The sequence below is a fragment of the Verrucosispora sp. WMMD573 genome (genome assembly GCF_027497175.1).
Lineage (GTDB): Bacteria > Actinomycetota > Actinomycetes > Mycobacteriales > Micromonosporaceae > Micromonospora.
Genome location: NZ_CP114901.1, coordinates 3653207 through 3673158, shown reverse-complemented (window position 1 = coordinate 3673158; position 19952 = coordinate 3653207). Strand labels below are relative to the sequence as shown.

Genomic DNA, 19952 nt, shown 5'->3' with positions numbered 1-19952 from the left:
CGGACCCTCGGACATCAGGCGCGGCCGAGGTAACGGCCGTCGCGGGTGTCGACCTTGATCTTCTCGCCGGTGGTGACGAAGAGCGGCACCTGGACGGTCGCACCCGTCTCCACCGTCGCCGGCTTGTTGCCACCGGTGGACCGGTCGCCCTGCAGGCCCGGCTCCGTGTAGGTGACCTCCAGCACGACCGAGGTCGGCAGCTCGATGTAGAGCGGCACGCCCTCGTGGGTCGCCACGATCGCCTCGGCCTCGGGGAGCAGGTAGTTGGCTGCCTCGCCGACCGTCCCACCCATCACCGTGATCTGGTCGAACGTCTCCATGTCCATGAAGACGTAGTCCTCGCCGTCGGCGTAGAGATACTGCATAGTGCGCTTGTCGACGGTCGCGGTCTCCACCTTGGTGCCCGCGTTGAAGGTCTTGTCGACCACCTTGCCGGAGAGCACGTTCTTCAGCGTGGTACGCACAAACGCACCACCCTTACCGGGCTTGACGTGCTGGAACTCGACGACGGCCCAGAGCTCTCCGTCGAGGTTGAGTACCAGGCCGTTCTTCAGGTCGTTGGTGGTGGCCATTTCCTGCCTTGATCATCATTTGGCGGACAGACCTGGCAAGTCTACTAGCCGCCTCGCGACCCGCCGACCGCCGTCGGCCGCCCGCCAAGTCCGCCGCCGGTCGACAGGTCCAGCCCGGCTCAGCGCGACGCGACTCAGCGCGATCCAACGCGACTCAGCAAGACACCGTGCGCCCCCGACTCCGCCCATCCGACACTGCCAGTAACACTCCAGCCCCGCCCCCACCTACCAACTCACTCCCTTTGCTCTGCTTCAACCCACGCATCAGTCACGATCTGTTGCGAAAACGCCGTGCATCGTCATCCAACCTCGTCGCAAAGGTGCTGGTGAGCCGCTAGTGCGTGGGTTGAAGCAGAGCAAAGGATGGGGAGGGAGGTTGGGCGGGGGCGGCGGCTGCTCACTGAGGGTAAACGGCACCGAACGTAGTCGCGGCGGTGAATGAAGGTGCGGCTGACCGTCAACCGACGGTGACCGGAGAACTGAGGCCGAGCGGTCTGGGCGTCAGGCGGCTCGGGGGTCAGGCGGTCTGGTCGCGGCGGTTGGCCAGGTGGTGCAGGGCGAGGCGGTAGCCGTCGACGCCGAGCCCGCAGATCACGCCGGTCGCCACCGCCGAGACCACCGAGTGGTGCCGGAACTCCTCCCGCGCGTGGATGTTGGAGATGTGCACCTCCACCAGCGGCCCACGCAGCATCGCGCAGGCGTCCCGCACCGCGATCGAGTAGTGCGACCAGGCCGCCGGGTTGAGCACCACGGCGGCGCCCTCGTCGGCGGCAGTGTGCAGCCAGCCGAGCAACTCGTGCTCGGCGTCGGTCTGCCGCACGACGACGTCCAGGCCCAGGTCCCGCCCGCTGGTCTCGCAGAGTTTCACCAGGTCGGCGTAGCTGGTCACCCCGTAGACGTCGACCTGGCGGGCGCCCAGCCGGCCAAGGTTCGGCCCGTTGAACACGTACACCCGCCTGGTCATCGGGCCGTCGTCCGCTCGCGACTGCGGGGCTCGCAAACCCGGCTCACTCCTCGCACTCACCGGGACACCGCGGCGAAGGCGGTGCGCAGCAGGTCGTCGTCCGGGCCGTCGAGGATCGCCGGGCGGGCCAACCCGTCGAGCACCACGAAGCGCAGCCGGCTGCCCCGGGCCTTCTTGTCGACCCGCATGGTGGCCAGCAGGCGAGGCCACGCGTCGGCGTGGTAACCGGTCGGCAGGTCGAGCGCCGTCAGCACCGCACGGTGCCGCGACGCGGTGGGCGCGTCCAACCGGCCGGCGAGGCGGGCCAGTTCGGCGGCGTACACGAGGCCGACCGACACCGCGTGACCGTGCCGCCAGCGGTAACTCTCGACCTTCTCGATCGCGTGGGCCAGCGTGTGCCCATAGTTGAGCACCTCTCGTACGCCCGACTCGCGTAGGTCTCCCGCGACCACGTCGGCCTTGACCCGGATGGCCCTTTCGATCAACTCCCGGGTGACCGGCCCGGCGGGATCGGTCGCGGCGGCCGGGTCGTCCTCGATCAGGTCGAGGATGACCGGATCGGCGATGAACCCGCACTTGACCACCTCGGCCAGGCCGGCGGCCAGGTCCGCTGGCGGAAGGCTGTCCAGCGTGGCCAGGTCGGCCAGCACGCCGACAGGGGGGTGGAAGGCACCCACGAGATTCTTGCCGGCGACGGTGTTGATCCCGGTCTTGCCACCGACCGCGGCATCGACCATGCCGAGCAACGAGGTGGCCACCGGCACCCACCGCACTCCGCGCAGCCAACACGCCGCCACGAACCCGGCCAGGTCGGTGACCGCGCCGCCACCGATGCCGACCACCGCGTCGGTACGGGTGAAGCCCGCCTGACCGAGCCGATCCCAGCACTGCGCCGCCACATCGACGTGCTTGCTGGCCTCGGCGTCGGGCACCTCGATCGGCAGGGGCGTCACACCGGCCGCCGCCAGGCCGACAGCGACCGCGTCGGCCAACTCCTTCAGGGGCGGCGCATACAGCACCGCCGCCCGAGCAGCATCGGGCAGCAGGCCAGGCAGCGCGTCGAGCAGGTCGCGGCCGACCAGCACGTCGTACGGCCGTTCGCCACCGACCGGGATCCGGGTCACCTCGTCCATCGCCGGGAGCCTAGCCCACCCATCCCCGTCGCGACCCGCGCCGCCACCGGGGTGCCCGAGGGGTGGAACAACGTTTAGCGCGCCGGGTAACGGGCACGGGCAGCCGGGGGTCACGGGCGAGAGGGAGTCGACATGGACGGGCGGACGATCGACGGTGCGGACATCCGGCTGCCCGCCACCATCCTCGGCTTCGGCCTCGGCGGCTTCGTCGACGGCATCCTGCTGCACCAGGTCTTCCAGTGGCACCACATGCTCAGCAGCACCGGCAGCGACAACATCGGGGTACGCGAGTACCCGGTGGACACCGTCGCGGGGCTGGAGATGAACACCGTCTGGGACGGCCTGTTCCACGTGGTGGCCTGGGTGTCCGTCCTCACCGGGCTCGCGATGCTGTACTCGCGGGTGACCCGCTCCCGGGGCCGGCTGTGGCGCTCGCCCATGCTGTGGGGCTGGGCGTTGATCGGATGGGGCCTGTTCAACCTGATCGAAGGCGTCATCGACCACCACATCCTCGGCATCCACCACGTCCGCGCCGGTGAGCACCAGCTCTGGTGGGATCTCGGCTTCCTCGCGTTGGGCGTGGTGCTGATCGTTGTCGGCTGGCTCGTACAACGCCGCGCCACCATCGCGGACGCCGGTGCCGGCGAGCGGCGGACGCCGGCCCCGGGCCGACAAGGGTGAGTCCCCCGCTGGTGGTCAGTCCGGTCCTGATCTCGACGCACGGGGCCGAGCACGCCACCACCGTCGGTCCGGCACTTCTCGTACCGCTGCTGGCCGGCTGGCTCTACCTGGCCGCCGCACTGCGGCAACGGGCCCGGGACCGGGCCGGCTGGAGCCACTGGCGTACGGCCGCCTTCGCCATCGGGTGCGCCCTGCTCGCCATCGCCCTGTTGTTGCCGGCGGACGACTTCGCCGGGCACATGTGGCAGCACCTCCTGCTCGGCATGCTGGCGCCGCTGGGGCTGGTGCTCGGCGCACCCGGCATCCTGGCCCTGCGCTGCCTCGACCGGCGAGCCGGCCGGACGGCACTGCGGGTGCTGGGCCGGCCGTTGCTGCAACCGCTGACCCACCCGGTCACCGGGCTGCTGCTCACCGCCGGCGGGCTGTGGTTGCTCTACCTCACCCCGCTGTACCGGGCCACCCTCGACAGCGCGGCCCTGCACCACCTGGTCAACCTGCACTTCCTGCTCAGCGGGCTGCTGTTCACCTGGTCCATCGCCGGCCCGGAACCCTATCCGCACCGGGCCCCCGTACCGGTCCGGCTGGTGGTGCTCGGCGCGGCCGTGGTCGCCCACGCCAGCCTCGCCCAACTGATGTACGCGGGCCTGCTTGTCGACGTGCCAGCAACGCCCGAGCAGCTACGCGCCGGCGCGACGGTGATGTACTACGGCGGCGACCTCGCCGAGATCCTGCTCGCCCTTGGCCTGCTGACCACCTGGCGTCCGCAGCCGCAGCCACGCCGCGTGCCCTTCCTTAAACGCCGGCCAGGGAAGACTTCCCTCTCCGGCGGTGACCGGACGCCCTACCGCACCGCCTGAGCAGGGTGACGAATTGCCTGCCCCGACCCGTTTGCGGCCGCAGTGGTGCTGCGGAGCGACAGGCAACCCTGGTCTGCGTGAGGCTCGACTACTGTAACGGTTGAAGCAGCGCGGAAACCTCGACCCGCACGATGACCAATATCAGCTCTTCCTCGGCCGGCAACGCCACCCCGACCCATTTGGTTACAGCGTGTCTAGACAAGCATCATGGAGCCGTGTGTAGCAATCTCACTTAGGAAGGAGCTTGTCAATGAGTTCTCAACAGCCGGCCGGTCTTCCGCAGCACATCGGTCTGTCAATCGAGCTGGTTGAAGGATCGCGGACGGAGCTCGTACTCAAAGTCGGCACCAGCCGTCTTCAGTGCGTCCTAGTGCCGGACGACCCGGAGTTCTTTACCGGCAGCCGGTACCATGGGCCCGCCCACACCCTCGACCGTTGGATCTGTGAACTCGAAAGGCTGCCGGCCGAGGATCGCGTCATGCTCCCATTCAACTTCTCCGATCAGTGCACCGGCTGGCTGCGAGTCACGGCTATAGGTGAGGGCCTTGTAGAAGTGCAGGCAGGATGGAGCAATCTCGGCGAGTACGAATTTGATCCCAAGGAATTTCCTCTCGTGGCGCGCGACCTACCCGATTTCGCGCCCGTGCGGAATGCGCTTGTGAAACGGCCGCTAGCCGACATAGTAGCGGCAGTAACGGCATCCCGCGATAATTTTATCAATTAACATAATCCGAGCAACCTCCTGCATTAACGGCGACACGCCTCATGTATGCGGGACATGAAGCCCGAAAATCGCCACGCCGCAGCCGACTTCGAAGGCACTTGTGGATGGGTTGCAGCCCGGTCGATTTTACGGCCACTTACGAGGGAAAGCTGTGATCACCTCGTTTCCGTGCTCGACAACAATTTGGATGAAATCTTCTTCCGGGTTGTACCCGACGCGGCGCCCCATCGGGATAACGTACGTGGTTCGAGCGCCCTGTTCGAGCACAGAGACAGCCAGCCCTTTCCGCTGCCATGCCTCATCTACTGTCTCAAGCAGCCCTTTACTCCCCGTGTCGAAAACACCATGGTTCGGCTTCAATCGATCTTCATAAGCGTGGGCCAGGACGTGCAGAATGCGGTGACCAAACTTGTCATCGTTTGGACCGTAGTCGAGCCCAGCAGGTGAGCGGAACCAACCCCCGCCGAGGTCGGTCAGGCCGAAGCAGTCAGCGTTGTGCGCTAGGGCTGTTCCCCTGGCAGTAAGGACATTCCAAACCGGGTTTCCCGCTTTTGGGCCGGTCTCGGGAAGGACGACGGACACCGACTGGCCGAGACGAAGCTGACCGATCAGCGTGTCGCTGGCGTCAGTCCGTAAAGCCGCGCCTCCGGCAACCAAACTGTGCCTACGGACGCAGGAGTTGAAGACCAACTGCACCCGAGCGAAGTCGGCTACGGCTAGTTGATGCCTGGCCGCATTCGCCGCGCGGCTGATGTTGTGGAGCTGCTTGGCGGTCTGGAAGCCGGCGTGGACGATCTTCGCCAGCCCGGCGAAGATCAATGTTTCCAAGGCCACCTGGCCGAGCTTCAGCAGCGCGTCGGCCAGGGACTGGTCACCGTTGATGAGCTTGTAGACGTTGAGGCCGGCCTCGCCGATGGTCAGCAGGCTGCCGGCCACCACACCGCACACGATCGTCGCAATGCACCCGATTGCGACGGCTGCCGCGACCGGGATCAGGATGGCTGTGACACCTTTGAGGATCTCGGTGAGCATGATCAGCGTCTGGTTGCCGAGGAAGTCAGGAGCCAGAACCGTGGCGATGCAGTTCTTGTAATGCTGGCTGCCGTCGGGGTAGACGCTGCAGTATGCGGCGTTGGTGTAGGCCCGCTTGGCCAACTCGGCGGGGTCGGCTATGACGTTGGCGACGCAGTTGCGGGCGAAGTCACCCTCGGTGCCGCCCACCAGCCGTTCAAGGTCCGCCGTCGCTGACTTTGCGTACTCGGTCTGGCACTTGGCCACTTCCAGACCGACGGCCAACTCGTACTCGTGGTAGGCCTGGTTGGCGGCGGCGACCGCCTCCTCCGCACTCTCGCCGGCCGCGACAGCCGAGTCGTAGGCGCGTTTGGCCGACGCCTGTGCCTCCTTGGCGGAGTGCAAGGCGCGTTCGTGGGATAGGACAGCCCAGGATGCAGACCGGATCGCGCTGCGCGCCGAGACGGATGCGCGGGTGGCTGCTTCCTTGGCTGTTTTGACCGAAGCGGCGGCCCTCTCCGCCGACGCGTTGGCCTGGTTGGCGTACTGTGCGGCCTTCGCCGCGAAATTGGCCGCGTCCTGTGCCGCCTTGGCCGCCTGGCTGGCATAGTTAGCCGCCGCCGCCGCGTCGTTGCGGGCCTGAGCCGCTACCTTCTGCGCCTCCATCGCGTTCTGCACTGCGGTCTGGGCGGTTCCGTTGATCCGCTCCACCAGGCTCGCCACGACCGCCAGATGTGCGGCGGCGTCCTGGTCCCGCTCGGCTGCGGCGTGCCGGCCCTCCTCAAGGAACTGGACGATTCCCGGCGGAGGTCCGTCCAACGCGATCTGCGCAGCGGCCTTGACCTCCGGACCGCTGTCCGCGCTGGCCATGATTGCGTTGACCCGCACTCGCTGCCCGATCACCGCGGCGGTGTACTGCCCGACGGCGAGGAACTCCCGCAGCTTCTGCCCGTCCCCCGAGTCCAGCGCCTCCTGCGCCTTCTGAGCCAGATGACTGTCCCCGGAGGTCTTCGCTCCGGCCAGGATCTGGTTGACCCTGACACGATCCTGTATGTAGCGGCCGGGGTAGTTCTGTGTCCGCAGAAATTCCGAAACCGCGGCGTCAGTGCTGTTCAGCGCCGCCAGCGCGGCGTCGCGCAGCGCGATGTTGTCGGTGACCGCCAAGTTTCCGACCGCGACCCGGTCATCCTGGCCAGCAGCTTCGGCGATTCCCGAGCGTACGAACTCCAAGACCTGTACATCGCTGCCGCCCAGCGCAGCCATCGCCGCCTGCCGGGTCCACACCCCAGACGCGAGTGAGAGGTTCAACGCGACCTTGCGGGCCTTGCCCAACGCAGCCACAGGGTCAGTCGCCGGGTTCAGCACCTCGGCGATGAGCTGATTGGTCTCCGCATCGCGCTGCTCGGTCTGCAGCGCGTCCCACCTGGCCGCCAGCTGCGCCTGCTCGTACTGTGCGTTGGCCTGCCGAGCCGCCTCGACACCCTGGTCCTTTACCACTGCGAGACGCTCCGCGTCCGCCGCCCGGGCCGCGTCGTACACCTCGATCGCCTGACCGGCCGTCTCCACGGCCGCCTGCGCCGCGACGGTCGCCGCGTTGGCGGCCTCACTCGACCGCCTCGCCGCCTGCGCCGCGTCACCGGCGTGGTTCGCCGCATCGATCGCGGCGGCCGCTGCCTGCTCAGCCCGCTCGGCCGCCCGATTGGCCGCATCTCGTGCGGCGAACGCGGCCTTGGCCGCCGCCTGAAGGTAGGTCTGCGCGGCGTTCGCCGCGCGGAGCGCCCGATCCGCGTCCGCCCGCGCCTGCCTGGCCGCTGCCACCGCCGCCGAGGCGTTAGCGCCCGCCTCGTTGGCGTACCGGGTCGCATCATCGTTTGCGTCCGCGGCAAGTTTTGCCTGGTTCGCTGCCGATACGGCCGCGTCGATGGCTTCCAGGCCGGCCTGGATCGCCTGCCCGGCCAGATGAGCGGTGGTGGCGAAGTCACGCGACAGCTTCGCGTTGTCCCGAGCCTCCTGAGCGGTCACCCGCGCCGCGTCCGCCTTGGACGCGTCTGTTGCCGCCTGCGCCGCCGCGTTGTATGCCTTGGCCGCAGCCCGCTCCGCCTGCGACGCTGCCGACGCCGCACGCTGGGCCGCCGCGGCGGCCGCCCGCGCCGCCCGGTTTGCCGACGCTGCCGCCTGTACTGCCACCTTCGCGGCGGCCGCCGCCTTCTGCGCCGCGACGGCGGCGCGCTTCGCCTGCGCCGCCGCCTCTGCCGTGTCGTGCCGCGCCGCTGCCGTCGCAGCAGCGGCCTTGTCCGCCGCCACCCGAGCCGCCGCAGCGGCCTCCTTCGCCCGGGCCGCCTCGTTCTTGGCCCGCTGGGTTTCCTGCTCCGCCAGTTCCCCCTGCGCCTGCGCCTGCGCGTACAGCGCGGTCAGGGTCTCGGCCTCCTGATCCCGGGCGGCCGCGACGGCCCACCCATGGTCCAGGAACGACTCGAGTGCCTCAGGCGTCCCCGCGTCGAGGGCCCGCTGTCCAGCCGCCTTCACCTGCGGTCCACCGGTGGCCATCGCCTGGTTGACCCGCACCCGCTGATCGATCAGCCATCGTGACTGCCATCCCGCGTCGAGGAATTCACGCCACACCGCTGGATCCGACGAATCCAACGCCTGCTGCGCAGCCGCCTTGACCTGATCCCCACCAGCCGCCATCAACTGGTTGACCTGCACCCGGGTATCGGTGCTCGCCGCCTGCTGCCACCCGGCGTTCAAGAAGGCCGACAGGGCGTTTACGTCTCCGGCGTCGAACGCGTCCAGCGCCTGCTGAGCCGCCGCCCTCACGGCAGGTCCGGCCTCGGCAATCACCGCTACGACCGCGTCGCGCTCGTCCAGTCGCTGCGCCTGCGCCCAGCCCTCGTTCAGGAACGCCCGGACCTGATCATCCGGACCGAGCAGGGCTGATTCGGCCGCAGCCCGCACCTTCACACCGCCATTGAGCCAGGCCTGCACCACCGGTGCCCGATCGGCTGGCAGGGGCGGGGGATCGTCCGCCCGCGCCGGTTTGCCCGGCAGCAGACCAACCAACAGGGCCAACACCATCAGCCCGGTCATCGGGCCCCGCCATAAGAGGTCCCGTTGCCGACGGATTCCAGGCACGCGCGAGTAGACACCGGACTGCACGATCACTCCTTAGCCCCGTATGAGAGGTGTTCCGGCAGGAGCACAATGCCCCGCAAAAGCCCTAGGGTTTAATGGTCAATTGGAGGAGGGTGGTGGGCTCTCTGTCTTCACCCTCACCGATGCCGAACTGGATGCTGCCGGACGGGTCGAGATCCTTGGTGGTCACAACGCCGTCATCGGTGGTCACCGTCGCGGTGCCGTTGTGCCCAGCTCCCTGTCGCCGCCCGTCGCCGCGGACCTCATAGACCGCTGGCACGCGGAGATCCAGGCGCCCGACCGGTCCTAGCACATCGAAACAGATCCGACCGATGCCACCCTGGCCGATCTCGTCCGTCGTCCAGACTTCGAGCAGCCCGATGTCACCGGTCGGCGGCATGGCGCAGTTGGCAAGCACGATGTGCCCATCACCGGAAATCAGTTCGATGTTCTGCTCAGCGAGGATGGTCCCCGCTCCAGGGTAGGAAAAGTCTTCCACGATCGAGCCGCCATTGTTCTCGGTCGGGACGTCCGTACCGGCTGCCACCGCAATTCCGACGAGCGCTGCTGCCACACCGAAGCTAACTGCGCCGACCCGTGGCCCAAACCTGATGGGGACGGCCCAGTCGTGGCCGCCGTAGTAGCGGGTGGGGTGCAACAGCAGCGCTCCCGTCGGGTCCTTACTCAGAAGGCTGTGCCTAATGTCGCCGGCGGGCCGGATCGCGGTCAGTTCGATGTGGTTCGCCCAGTTCGTGCCGGCACCGGTGTCGACGCCGGCGTCGAACGTGGTGCCAGCGGCGTTACCGGCATAGATCAACAACCTGCCCGTGGCGGTCTGCACGGTCAACAGATCGTCGTACTCGTCACCGTTGAACCGCCCCAACGTCACCTGCTGACAACAACCCCAACCAGAACCGATCTGCACCGACGCATTGAACTGACCACCAGCGGACCGACCCGACCACATCAACAACCGCTGAGTCGAACTCTCCACCGCGATCAGATCGTCGTACCCGTCCCGATTGACCCGACCGATCGCCAGATCACGCATACCGGTCCACCCAGAACCAATCTGCACCCGCGCACCGAACCCACCACCGGCCGCAGCACCCGGAAACAGCCACAACCTCCCGGTAGCCGACTCCACAACCGCCACGTCGTCATAGCCATCCCGGTCAATCCGACCCACCACCAGATCCCGATAGCCACCCCACCCCGAGGCAACCTGGATCCGGGCGCCCCAGCCGTGTCCGGTAGTTCCGGGATACAGCCAGGCGATGCCGTTGGCGTCGACCCCGAGGATGTCGGTGTGAGCGTCGCGGGTGAACTCGCCCGTCACCAGGTTGCTGAGTTCGTACGGCCTGGGTGACCAGACCCTGCCGTCCGGCATCACCCGAGGCGCCCATCCGCCGTTGTCGAGCCGAGTGTGCAACCACGTCTGACCGGTTGGCGCATCGACCGCAATCAGGCTGTCCCGCCCGCTGATCGGGTCGCGCCCAGCGGCCAAGTAGGAGTAGCTGTTCCACGTCGCGCCAGTGCCGGTGTCGACGCCGGCGTCGAACGTGGTGCCAGCGGCGTTACCGGCATAGATCAACAACCTGCCCGTGGCGGTCTGCACGGTCAACAGATCGTCGTACTCGTCACCGTTGAACCGCCCCAACGTCACCTGCTGACAACAACCCCAACCAGAACCGATCTGCACCGACGCATTGAACTGACCACCAGCGGACCGACCCGACCACATCAACAACCGCTGAGTCGAACTTTCCACCGCGATCAGATCGTCGTACCCGTCCCGATTGACCCGACCGATCGCCAGATCACGCATATCGGTCCACCCAGAACCAATCTGCACCCGCGCACCGAACCCACCACCGGCCGCAGCACCCGGAAACAGCCACAACCTCCCGGTAGCCGACTCCACAACCGCCACGTCGTCATAGCCATCCCGGTCAATCCGACCCACCACCAGATCCCGATAGCCACCCCACCCCGAGGCAACCTGGATCCGCGCACCCCACACTCGGGGGATCCCCGTCCCCGGGTAGAGCCAGAGTTGACCGGCGCTGTCCGCGGCGAGCAGATCCGGGACACCGTCGCGATTGAACTCGCCCACCACCGGTTCCCGCAGGTCGTGTGGTTGAAGGGTGACGTTGCCGCGGATCCACTCGCCGAGGTCGTCGGCTCGTGTTTCGATCGCGCCGTCCCGGGTTTCGGTCTCGCCGAGACATCCCTTCTGCCACGACACGTCGTTGATCCCCACCAACTCAAACCGCCCCTGCACCTCCCGGAAGGCCGGGCCACCGGCGTCTCCCTTGCACAGGGAGACACCCGGCGAGGTCCCGGTGACCGTGAACGATGTGCCGCTCACGGCACCCACCGCAACGGTGTCCGTGTGCATTCGATCCGGAACCCACTCGGTAGCGGTCCGACCGAAACCCGCCACCCGCAGCACCTCGCCCGCCACCGGCGCTGCGCCGACCGCGATCGGCGTGATGTCCTTGACCGGCCCGGACAGTTCCCCCAACGCGAGGTTTCGGTCCGGGTGCGGCACCACCGATACGACGGCCAGTCGGTGCCCCGTGACCCGCGTGAGGTCCACCCGTCCGAACACCACTGTCGCCGGCTCCGCCGAAACGCCCGCTACGACGCCTGCTCCCCCGTCGCTGAAGCACGCCTTCCCCGTGGCAATCCACCTAGCATCGACCAACACCGCTGTACAACTGCGCGTCTCGCCGAAGTAGACCTTCCCGACGAACGGGTACCGGGAATCCGTCACCGCCTCTGCTCCCGCGATCGCGAAAGCAGGCCCACCGGCCGACAGTCCCACCGCAACCACAGCCATCACCACAGCACCGGTCCAAGCACCCACACGTCTGCGCACGAACATCCCCCGTAACTCAGGCGAGTCGCTTCGCGACCCACCGCGATCATGCAGAGCACGCAAGATATCGATACGAGGAAGGATTTCGATAGACGTCAAGTGGACAGCAGGTGTCCTGCCACCGGCCAGGAGGGGTTTTCGGCGGGCATCCGCGCGCACCACCCGCGGCTGCGGCACGACCTGGGGCCGCACCTCCGACACCCAGAAGCATCCTGATGTTCACCGACGGTGGGGCGTGACGCTTCCTCCGCGCCATTCGACCGCAGTCTCCTGGGACGGTTTGGACGGAATCCATAAGGGAGTGTGCCATCACTACCAATTGGATGGTGCCGGGCACCATCGAAACCGATGGCCCATCAGGGCAGGGCGACAATCCGAGACCAGCGAGGTCACCGGCTCCGCATTCGACAGCTGGCGGGAAGGGTCGGTTACGACTCCTTGCAGTGACGTTCCCCGCCCTGGTGGTGGCGGCGCTGGGGCTGTGGCGGCTGACCCGTCCGGCGCTGTGGGCGGACGAGTTGGCCACCTGGGGTGCGGTGCGGCTGTCCTGGTCCCAACTGTGGCAGCTCTCAGGTTCGGTGGACGCCGTTCTCACGCCGTACTACGTCCTGATGAAGGTCTACACCGACGTGGTTGGCACCTCCACCGTCGCATTGCGTCTGCCATCGGTCGTGGCGATCACGGTCGCGACCCTGGTGGTCACCGCGTTGGGCCATCGGCTCGGTGGTGCCCGGCTCGGCCTGGTCGCCGGGTTGGTCTTCGCAGTACTCCCGGTCACCTCCCGGTACGCTCAGGAGGCCCGCGGATACTCGTTCGTGATCCTCGGGGCCGCCGTCGCGCTGCTGTATCTGACCCGTCTTGTCGACCGGCCGGGCCGTGGCGATCTCGTCGGCTACGCCACCGCCGTCGGAATCACCGGACTGATCCACCCCCTCAACGGTCTGCTCATGCTCGCCGGGCACGCCGCAGCGATCGCCTGGTGGCAGCTGCGGTACGGCGGTTCCTCCTGGCGGGTCACCCGACGGTGGGCGGTGGCGGCCGCAGTAGGTGTCCTGCCCGCAGCGACCCTGTCGGTGTGGGGCTCGGGGCAGACCGCCCAGGTGTCCTGGATCGGCCTCATCACCCTGCGCTCCCTGCCGATCATCCCCGAACGGATCTTCCTCTCCGCCGCCATCGGCGGACTCGTCCTGACCCTCGCCGTCCTCGGCGTCCGCCGCACCCCGCAACGGGTGGTCGTCGCTGCTGCGGCCTTCGTACCGATGGGCGTCCTCTTCGTCGCCGGCACTCAGTTGCCTGTCTGGGCCGCCCGCTACGTCCTCGTCGTCCTGCCGGCGATGGCGGTGCTCGCCGCGGCCGCTCTCATTCGGTTCGGACGCGCCCACGCCGCCGCAGCCATCGGCCTGGCCGCCATCCTCGCCTACCCCGGCCACGTCACCGTACGCGGCGAGGCTGGGCACAGTCAGGCTTCCCTACGCATCGCGCCGATCATCAGTCCGCGCTACCAGTCCGGCGACGTCGCTGTCTTTCCTGACACCCACTACAGCATTCCGTGGTCGCCACGAGACATCTACGAGCGATACCTGCCGGAGCCCCGTCCGCACGATGTACTGCGGACCGCCCCGCAACGCAGCAACGGCCGGTTCCTCGCCGCCGAGTGTCCCGACGCCACCTGCCTCGGCGTTCCGCCTCGGATCTGGGTCATCCGCGCCGACAACTCTCTCGACCCGCTCAAGGACATGGCCGCCGGCAAACGCGAAAAGATCGAGGCTGATTACCGCGTCGTGCAGCGATGGCAGCATCCGCTGCTCGGAATCACGCTGATGACCAGGAAGGAGAGCTGACTCTGGCGGGGAAAGGTCAGCGCCCGGGAGTCGTGCGCCGCGGCCTAGCCGGGCTTGCCCAGCAGGGCGACGATCTCGGCGACGATCTCCTCGGGGGTGCGGCCGTCGGTGACCACCGTGTCGGTGGCGACCTCGGCGTACAGCGGTCGGCGCTGGTCCATCAGGTGTTTGAGGGTGGCCCGGGGGTTGATCGACAGCAGCGGCCGCCCGACGCCGAGACCCACCCGCTTCACCGCGTCCGGCAGCTCGACGGAGAGGTGCACCACTCGGTGACCGACCAGGGCGGCCCGGTTCTCCTCGGCAAGCACCGCGCCGCCGCCGAGGGCGAGCACGCCGGTGCAGGAGGCCAGCGCCGCGGCCAGGGCCGCCCGTTCGAGGGTACGGAAGTGCGCCTCCCCCTCGTCGAGGAAGATCTCCGGGATCGGCTTGCCCGCCAGGCGCTCGATGTCGGCGTCGGTGTCGCGGAACTCGACGCCGAGTGCTTCCGCCAGGCCCTGCCCGACGGTGGTCTTGCCCGAGCCGGGCGCCCCGACCAGCACACAGACCGGCCGGACCAGACCGGTCACCGGATCACCAGCGCGTCGAGGTAGGCGGACAGGTTGCGGCGCATCTCGGCGACCGAGTCACCGCCGAACTTCTCCACCACCGCCTCCGCCAGCACCAGCGCCACCATCGCCTCGGCGACCACGGCGGCGGCCGGCACCGCGCAGACGTCGGAACGCTGGTTGATGGCGGTGGCCGGCTCCCCGGTGGTGACGTCCACCGTGGCCAGGGCCCGGTTCAGCGAGGAGATCGGCTTCATCGCCGCCTTCACCCGCAGCGGCTCACCTGTGGTGATGCCGCCCTCCAGGCCGCCGGCCCGGTCGGTGACCCGGCGTACGCCGGTGGCGGTGGGCATGATCTCGTCGTGCGCCTCGGAGCCCCGGGACCGGGCCTGCTGCCAGCCGTCGCCGATCTCCACACCCTTGATCGCCTGGATCGACATCAACGCGGTGGCCAGCCGGGCGTCGAGCTTGCGGTCCCACTGCACATGGCTGCCCAGACCGGGCGGTACTCCGTACGCCAGCACCTCGACCACGCCACCGAGGGTGTCGGCGGCCTTCTTCGCGGCGTCGACCTCGGCGACCATCCGGGCGCTGGCCTCCGGGTCGAGGCAGCGCAGCGGGTCGGCGTCGATGCGCTCGGCGTCCTCCGGCCGTGGCCGCAGCCCCGGTTTGACGGCGACCGGGCCGAGCTCGACCACGTGCGAGACGATCTCGATGCCCACGGCCTGCTTGACCAGCGCCTTGGCCACCGTGCCGACGGCGACCCGGGCAGCGGTCTCCCGCGCGCTGGCCCGCTCCAGGATCGGCCGGGCGTCGGTGTGGCCGTACTTCTGCATGCCGGCCAGGTCGGCGTGGCCGGGCCGGGGACGGGTCAGCGGCGCGTTGCGGGCCTGCCGGGCCAACTCGTCGGGGTCGACCGGGTCGGCGGCCATCACGGTGCGCCACTTGGGCCACTCGGAGTTGCCGACCCGGACGGCGACCGGGCTGCCCAGGGTCACGCCGTGCCGCAGGCCACCGATGATCTCGATCTCGTCCTGCTCGAACGCCATCCGGGCACCCCGGCCGTAGCCGAGCCGGCGGCGGGCCAGCTCGCCGGCGATCTCGGTGGTGGTCACCTCGACACCGGCCGGCACCCCCTCCAGCAACGCGACGAGAGCGGGTCCATGCGATTCCCCTGCGGTCAACCAGCGCAACACAGCCATGAGTCTGTCACGCCCGGTGTCCGCCGCCCCGCGCCGCCCGCCGCGTCCCGCCCTGCGGACGCGCCGCCCGCGCCCCGGCGCGAGCCAGCGCGACCCGGCGTGGGCGGCGGAGGCACGGTGGGCGGTCAGATGCCCCGACCGCGTCGGTGCAGGGTGCGCAGCACCGTGTCGGCGCGGACCACCCGCCCGGCGACGGCCAGCGCCAGGTAGGCCCGGGGTTCGCGCGGGTTGCGCCGGATCGTCCGCCGGGCCCAGCGCACCGCGCCCCGGGAGTCTCCCGACGCGGCGCGGGCGAAGGCGATCTGCCCGGTGACCCGGGCCTGCCCGGCCGGTTGGCTGGCGAACTCGGGATAGCGGTCCAGCAGCCACTGCAACGCCTCGGAGATGGTGTCCCATCGCTGGGCGAAGTACGACCGCTTGTGCCAGCGCACCACCACGTACGGGGTGCGCAGGTTGACAAGTGGTGCGCTGCGGGCGGCCCGGAGCAGGAACTCGTAGTCCTCGGCGTAGCTGCCCGGGATCTCCTCGTCGACCAGCCCGAAGCCGTCCCGTAACGCCGCCGCCCGGATGACGAAGGTCGACGGGTGCAGCTCGGTCATCCGGTCCCGCAGCAACTCGGCCAGGCTGATCGAGTCCCGGTCCAGCACCCGCTCGACGGTGTGCCCGTCGTAGCTGACCCGGATGCCGCAGCTGACGAACTCGGCGCCGGGCACCGCGTTCAGGGCGTCGACCTGGGCGCGCAGCTTGCCGGGCAGCCACTCGTCGTCGTCGTCGCAGAAGGCGACCAGCTCACCGGTGGCGGCCACGGTGCCGGTGTTACGGGCGCCGGCCAGGCCCGGCGTGCGCGCGTTGGTGATCACCCGCACCGGCCGGTCCGGTGCGGACAGGTCCGCCAGGGTCGGGTCCGGTTCGGACTGGTCGTAGACGACGACCACCTCGACCGGCCCCGGGTAGTCCTGGGCGACGATGGCGCGTACCGCGGCCCGCAGCAGCTCCGGCCGGTCGCGGGTGGGCACCACGGCGCTCACGCTCGGGTACGGGGTCACGGCTTCCGCCTTCCGTTCGGGCCGGGTCCACCCCACGGCCGCCACCAGGGTCGGTGGTGCCGCTGCGCGGCGGCGGCCACCAGGTCCTCGACGATCACTCCCACCCGCCGCACCGCGGCCCGCCGCCCGTCGGCGGCACCGGCGTCCACGGCGACGGTGAACCGGTCCCGGTCGGCGAGACCGGTGGCCAGCGTGTCCAGCAGCTCCTGCCGGGACTCGCAGAGCGCCACCAGGCCGGCCGCGCCGAGCCGGCGGGCGAACAACAGCTGGTGGTCGTCGACGTGCTCGCCACGGGTCGGGTCGCGGGGCACCACGATCGGCAGGTGTCCGTGCCGGCGGGCCTCCAGGATGGTGGCCGGCCCACCGTGGCAGACGACCAGGTCGACCTGGGCCATCGCCGCCTGCAACTCGGCGTGGCCGAGGAACGGCACCGCGTCGCGCAGGTCATCCGCCCGGGTGTGGCCGTGCTGCACGGTCAACCGAACCTCACCGGCAACCTCGTCGTGCCATTCGCGCAGCCAGTCGACCAGCCGGTCGAACGGATGTTTGTCGGTGCCGACGGCCACCAGCACCTGCGGCCGGCCGTCGGTGCGCGGCTCGCGCGGCTCCGGCACGCGTACCGTCGGTTCCTCGGGGACCGGGCGGGGCCGTACCGGCGTGGCCCGGTGCCCGTCGCCGGGCGCGTCGCCGCTCACAGCAGCGTTCCCACGACGGTGGCCTCCGGGTACTGGCGGCGCTGCTCCTCCCACTGCACGAGCATCGCCGACAGGAACGGGCGGCACAGCCGGGCGGTAAGCGTCGGTGTGTCGATCCGGTCGTAGACCTCGATGTAGACGGTCGGGATGCGGCGCAGCCGGGCGAACACGACGAACGGCACCGCCACACCCGCGCCGGTGGTGACCACCGCGGCGACCCGCCGCCGACGCAGCACCTGGCCGGCCAGCCACGCGTTGCGCAGCAGGTTGCCCAGGTGGCGGGTGGTGGGATGGTACGCCGGAACGACGTCCTCCCCGGCCAGCAGCGACAGCGCCTCCGGCGTGTCGAAGGTGACCCAGCACCGTCGCCAGGTTTCGTACCAGGGCCGCAGGGCGAGCAACTGCGCCAGGTGCCCTCCGCTCGACCCGACCAGCAGCAGCACCGGCTGCTGGTCGGCTCCATTGTTGGTGTTGTCCACGTGACTCCCCACAAGTCCGCTTGACGTGTCGGTCAGCTGTGTCGGTCCTGAATGGTGTCCAGCAGGGCGGGATGCAGCGCCGGGTTCCAGCCGGCGCCGGCGTCGGCCAGCCGCCAGGTGCGCAGCCACATCTCCACCAGGTAGGCATCGGCAACCAGCCGCTGCCGGGCCCGGTCCAACCCCAGCGCGTCGCCGTGCCGGTTGAGCCAGGTGTCGACCTGCCGGGCCGCCTCGGCGGCCGGTTCGCCGCGCGCCACGAGCGCGCGTTGGAACGCGTCGTGGGCCAGGTCGAAGCCGACGGGTACCTCCGGTCCGCTGTGCTCCCAGTCCCAGGCGATGAGTTTCCCCTCGTGCCGGCCGAGGTTCCACGGCACCCAGTCGCCGTGCCAGTGGCCGAACTCGACGGCGACGTCACCGTGCCGGCGGGCCAGGTCGGCGACGGCGGCCGGCGCACGGTCGCCGACGGTTTCGGCGGCGCGCCGCGCCTGCGCGGTCAGCCGGGCCAGGAACGGTGAGCCGGCCAGGGGCCGGGCCGCCGCCGGTGGGCCACCCCGCCGGGCCACCGCGAGCAGCGCCGCCAGGTCGGGCGGCGTGTCGACCGGCACCCCACGGATACGCGCCGGCAGCGGCTCGACCACCGCCACCGTCTGCCCGGCCCAGGCGAACTCGGTGAGCAGGCGGGTGGTGCCGGGGTGTCCGGCCGTCCCGGCCAGCCCGGCGACCTCCCGTAGCGCTGCGGCCTCGGCGGTGACCAGCGCCCGCGTCGCGTCGTTCCAGCCGATCTTCGCGTACCCGCGCGGCTCGCCCCGGCCGTCGAACAGTTGCAGCGTCGGCTTGTGGTTCGGATCCGGTGGACGCACCCCGCAGGCCGCGTGTACCGGCGCGCCGAGTTCGGCACCGACCCGCGCGGCGAGCAGCACCTCCGCCGGGTCGAGGCCGACCGGCAGCGCCACGGTCAGCGTCGGAAAGGGAGCCCGGTCCACCGCGCCGGCCCGCGCCGCCACGCCGAGCACCGCCCGCGCCGCCCGCAGCTTCGCCGGGCGCAGGGCGTTGTACGACAGCAGCGCCGCCGCCGCGACCCGGGGTGAGCCCATCGGCAGCAGGAAGCGGGCCCGCGCCACCGAGGGCACCACCGCGTACCGGGCCACGACGGTGTGCCCGGCCGGCGGCTCGGCGTCCACGGTCACCGCGACCCGGGCGTCGGAGAAGACCGCCCGGGTGACCCAGCCCAGCCCGTCGTCCCGGCTGCGGGGATCGCCCGTGATGGTGGCCGAGGCGGTCACGCGACCCGGTCCGGCCAGTCGAGCCGCAACCCCAGCCGCTGCCGCAACGCCTCGTTGTGCGGGCGGTAGTACGCGGTCAGCTCGGCGCGCAGCGCCGGCTCCAGGGGCGCGGACCGCCGGTCGTTGTAGACCTTGAAGTTGGGCAGGTCGAACGGCGGGAGGCCGAGGAAGTCCAGGGTGCGCTGGTAGGTCGCCCGGGCGTCGGCGTACAGCTCCTCGCTGGGCAGGAAGAGGATCTGGCTGCGGTCGAAGCGCTCCAGCCACGGTTGCAGGTGCTCCAGGTACCGGCCCCGTGCCCGGTAGGTGTACCAGTCGTAGGGCTCGCTGAAGTGGTTGGGTTCGGCGATCAGCCGTTCCCGCTCCCCTGCCGTGCGCTGCGCCTCGGCGGCCAGTGCGGCGGCGAAGTCGAGCGGCTCCACGCCGTTGGTCCGCCGCTCCTTCCAGTGCGAGTAGGCCCGTTCCACCGGGTCGCGGAGCAGCACGATCAGCCGCACCGAGGGCATCAGCGCGGACACCCGCTCGGCGGCCAGCGGGTGGAACATGTACAGCGGGGCGGCCTCACCGACGCGGACCGGGCCGCCGTGGCGGTGCTCCAGTGTCTCCCGCTGCCGCAACGTCGGGAAATGCGAGCGGTACCACGCCTCGCCGCGGTTCCAGTGCTCCTCGAAGTAGTGCGCGGACTTCGTGTTCCAGGCGGGAAAGAGCCGGGGCACCAGCGGATGCTGGATCAGGTAGTTCCACAGCGAGGTGGTGCCGCCGCGCTTGGTGCCGATGATGAGGAAGTCCGGCAACGGCCGGCGGTCGCTGGTGCGTACCCCGTAGTCGACGAGGCTTTCCCGTACCCGGTTCGTCACCTGGGTCGGCACCAACTGCTTCACCCGGTCGCGAATGGACGACACGACG

At 69.7% G+C, this 19952-nt stretch carries 16 protein-coding genes; 4 read left to right on the top strand and 12 right to left on the bottom strand.

Annotated elements, in window-relative coordinates; genetic code table 11:
- Positions 1-14: 14 nt before the first annotated feature.
- The 3 genes from efp to aroB all read right to left on the bottom strand — a co-directional run bounded on the left by efp (position 15) and on the right by aroB (position 2669).
- Positions 15-572, bottom strand: coding sequence for an elongation factor P (gene efp / locus O7601_RS16810; RefSeq protein WP_164445173.1), 558 nt, complete (start codon positions 570-572; stop codon positions 15-17).
- Between the two features lie 517 nt (positions 573-1089).
- Complete coding sequence (gene aroQ, locus O7601_RS16805; protein ID WP_281562067.1) at positions 1090-1536, bottom strand: type II 3-dehydroquinate dehydratase; 447 nt, start codon at positions 1534-1536, stop codon at positions 1090-1092.
- Between the two features lie 56 nt (positions 1537-1592).
- A complete protein-coding gene (gene aroB / locus O7601_RS16800) occupies positions 1593-2669 on the bottom strand; it encodes a 3-dehydroquinate synthase (protein WP_281562066.1) in 1077 nt (358 codons plus the stop codon).
- Between the two features lie 132 nt (positions 2670-2801).
- On the opposite strand from aroB, the gene O7601_RS16795 reads away from it, so the two are divergent.
- The 3 genes from O7601_RS16795 to O7601_RS16785 all read left to right on the top strand — a co-directional run bounded on the left by O7601_RS16795 (position 2802) and on the right by O7601_RS16785 (position 4931).
- Positions 2802-3350 (top strand): DUF2243 domain-containing protein, encoded by a 549-nt coding sequence (locus tag O7601_RS16795; protein WP_281562065.1) that lies wholly within the window; start codon positions 2802-2804, stop codon positions 3348-3350.
- An 11-nt stretch (positions 3351-3361) separates the two neighbouring features.
- Positions 3362-4207, top strand: a complete 846-nt coding sequence (locus tag O7601_RS16790) for a cytochrome c oxidase assembly protein (RefSeq protein ID WP_281562064.1) — start codon at positions 3362-3364, stop codon at positions 4205-4207.
- 250 nt (positions 4208-4457) lie between these two features.
- A complete protein-coding gene (locus O7601_RS16785; RefSeq protein ID WP_281562063.1) occupies positions 4458-4931 on the top strand; it encodes a hypothetical protein in 474 nt (157 codons plus the stop codon).
- Positions 4932-5057: 126 nt separating this feature from the next.
- Here O7601_RS16785 and O7601_RS16780 read toward each other — a convergent pair whose 3' ends face one another.
- Entirely contained in the window at positions 5058-9029 is a 3972-nt protein-coding gene (locus O7601_RS16780; RefSeq protein WP_281562062.1) for an ALF repeat-containing protein, read from the bottom strand.
- Between the two features lie 130 nt (positions 9030-9159).
- Positions 9160-12159 carry a trypsin-like serine protease gene (locus O7601_RS16775; RefSeq protein ID WP_281562061.1) on the bottom strand — a complete coding sequence of 1000 codons (3000 nt, stop codon included), beginning with the start codon at positions 12157-12159 and terminating at the stop codon, positions 9160-9162.
- Between the two features lie 242 nt (positions 12160-12401).
- Between O7601_RS16775 and O7601_RS16770 the strand changes: the two genes are divergently transcribed.
- On the top strand, positions 12402-13799 hold the full coding sequence (locus tag O7601_RS16770) for a glycosyltransferase family 39 protein (protein WP_281562060.1): 1398 nt from the start codon (positions 12402-12404) through the stop codon (positions 13797-13799).
- A gap of 44 nt (positions 13800-13843) precedes the next feature.
- On the opposite strand, the gene O7601_RS16765 is transcribed toward O7601_RS16770, so the two are convergent.
- The 7 genes from O7601_RS16765 to O7601_RS16735 all read right to left on the bottom strand — a co-directional run bounded on the left by O7601_RS16765 (position 13844) and on the right by O7601_RS16735 (position 19948).
- Entirely contained in the window at positions 13844-14356 is a 513-nt protein-coding gene (locus O7601_RS16765) for a shikimate kinase (RefSeq protein ID WP_281566955.1), read from the bottom strand.
- 5 nt (positions 14357-14361) lie between these two features.
- The gene (aroC, locus tag O7601_RS16760; RefSeq protein ID WP_281562059.1) at positions 14362-15540 is read right to left on the bottom strand and encodes a chorismate synthase; all 1179 of its coding nucleotides are present in this window, start codon (positions 15538-15540) and stop codon (positions 14362-14364) included.
- A gap of 131 nt (positions 15541-15671) precedes the next feature.
- On the bottom strand, positions 15672-16592 hold the full coding sequence (locus tag O7601_RS16755; protein ID WP_281562058.1) for a glycosyltransferase family 2 protein: 921 nt from the start codon (positions 16590-16592) through the stop codon (positions 15672-15674).
- Entirely contained in the window at positions 16589-17206 is a 618-nt protein-coding gene (locus O7601_RS16750; protein ID WP_281566954.1) for a glycosyltransferase, read from the bottom strand. Before O7601_RS16750 ends, O7601_RS16755 begins: the two co-directional genes overlap by 4 nt.
- A 77-nt stretch (positions 17207-17283) precedes the next feature.
- Entirely contained in the window at positions 17284-17766 is a 483-nt protein-coding gene (locus O7601_RS16745; protein WP_281562057.1) for a UDP-N-acetylglucosamine--LPS N-acetylglucosamine transferase, read from the bottom strand.
- A gap of 32 nt (positions 17767-17798) precedes the next feature.
- Positions 17799-19049 (bottom strand): hypothetical protein, encoded by a 1251-nt coding sequence (locus O7601_RS16740; protein ID WP_281562056.1) that lies wholly within the window; start codon positions 19047-19049, stop codon positions 17799-17801.
- On the bottom strand, positions 19046-19948 hold the full coding sequence (locus O7601_RS16735; RefSeq protein ID WP_281562055.1) for a sulfotransferase domain-containing protein: 903 nt from the start codon (positions 19946-19948) through the stop codon (positions 19046-19048). The genes O7601_RS16740 and O7601_RS16735 overlap by 4 nt, the downstream gene beginning before the upstream one ends.
- Positions 19949-19952: the final 4 nt, after the last annotated feature.

Excerpts from the sequence above, each read along its gene's own strand:
- efp (WP_164445173.1), bottom strand. The coding sequence starts at position 572 with ATGGCCACCACCAACGACCTGAAGAACGGCCTGGTACTCAACCTCGAC.
- aroQ (WP_281562067.1), bottom strand. The coding sequence starts at position 1,536 with ATGACCAGGCGGGTGTACGTGTTCAACGGGCCGAACCTTGGCCGGCTG.
- aroB (WP_281562066.1), bottom strand. The coding sequence starts at position 2,669 with ATGGACGAGGTGACCCGGATCCCGGTCGGTGGCGAACGGCCGTACGAC.
- O7601_RS16795 (WP_281562065.1), top strand. The coding sequence starts at position 2,802 with ATGGACGGGCGGACGATCGACGGTGCGGACATCCGGCTGCCCGCCACC.
- O7601_RS16785 (WP_281562063.1), top strand. The coding sequence starts at position 4,458 with ATGAGTTCTCAACAGCCGGCCGGTCTTCCGCAGCACATCGGTCTGTCA.
- O7601_RS16780 (WP_281562062.1), bottom strand. The coding sequence starts at position 9,029 with ATGACCGGGCTGATGGTGTTGGCCCTGTTGGTTGGTCTGCTGCCGGGC.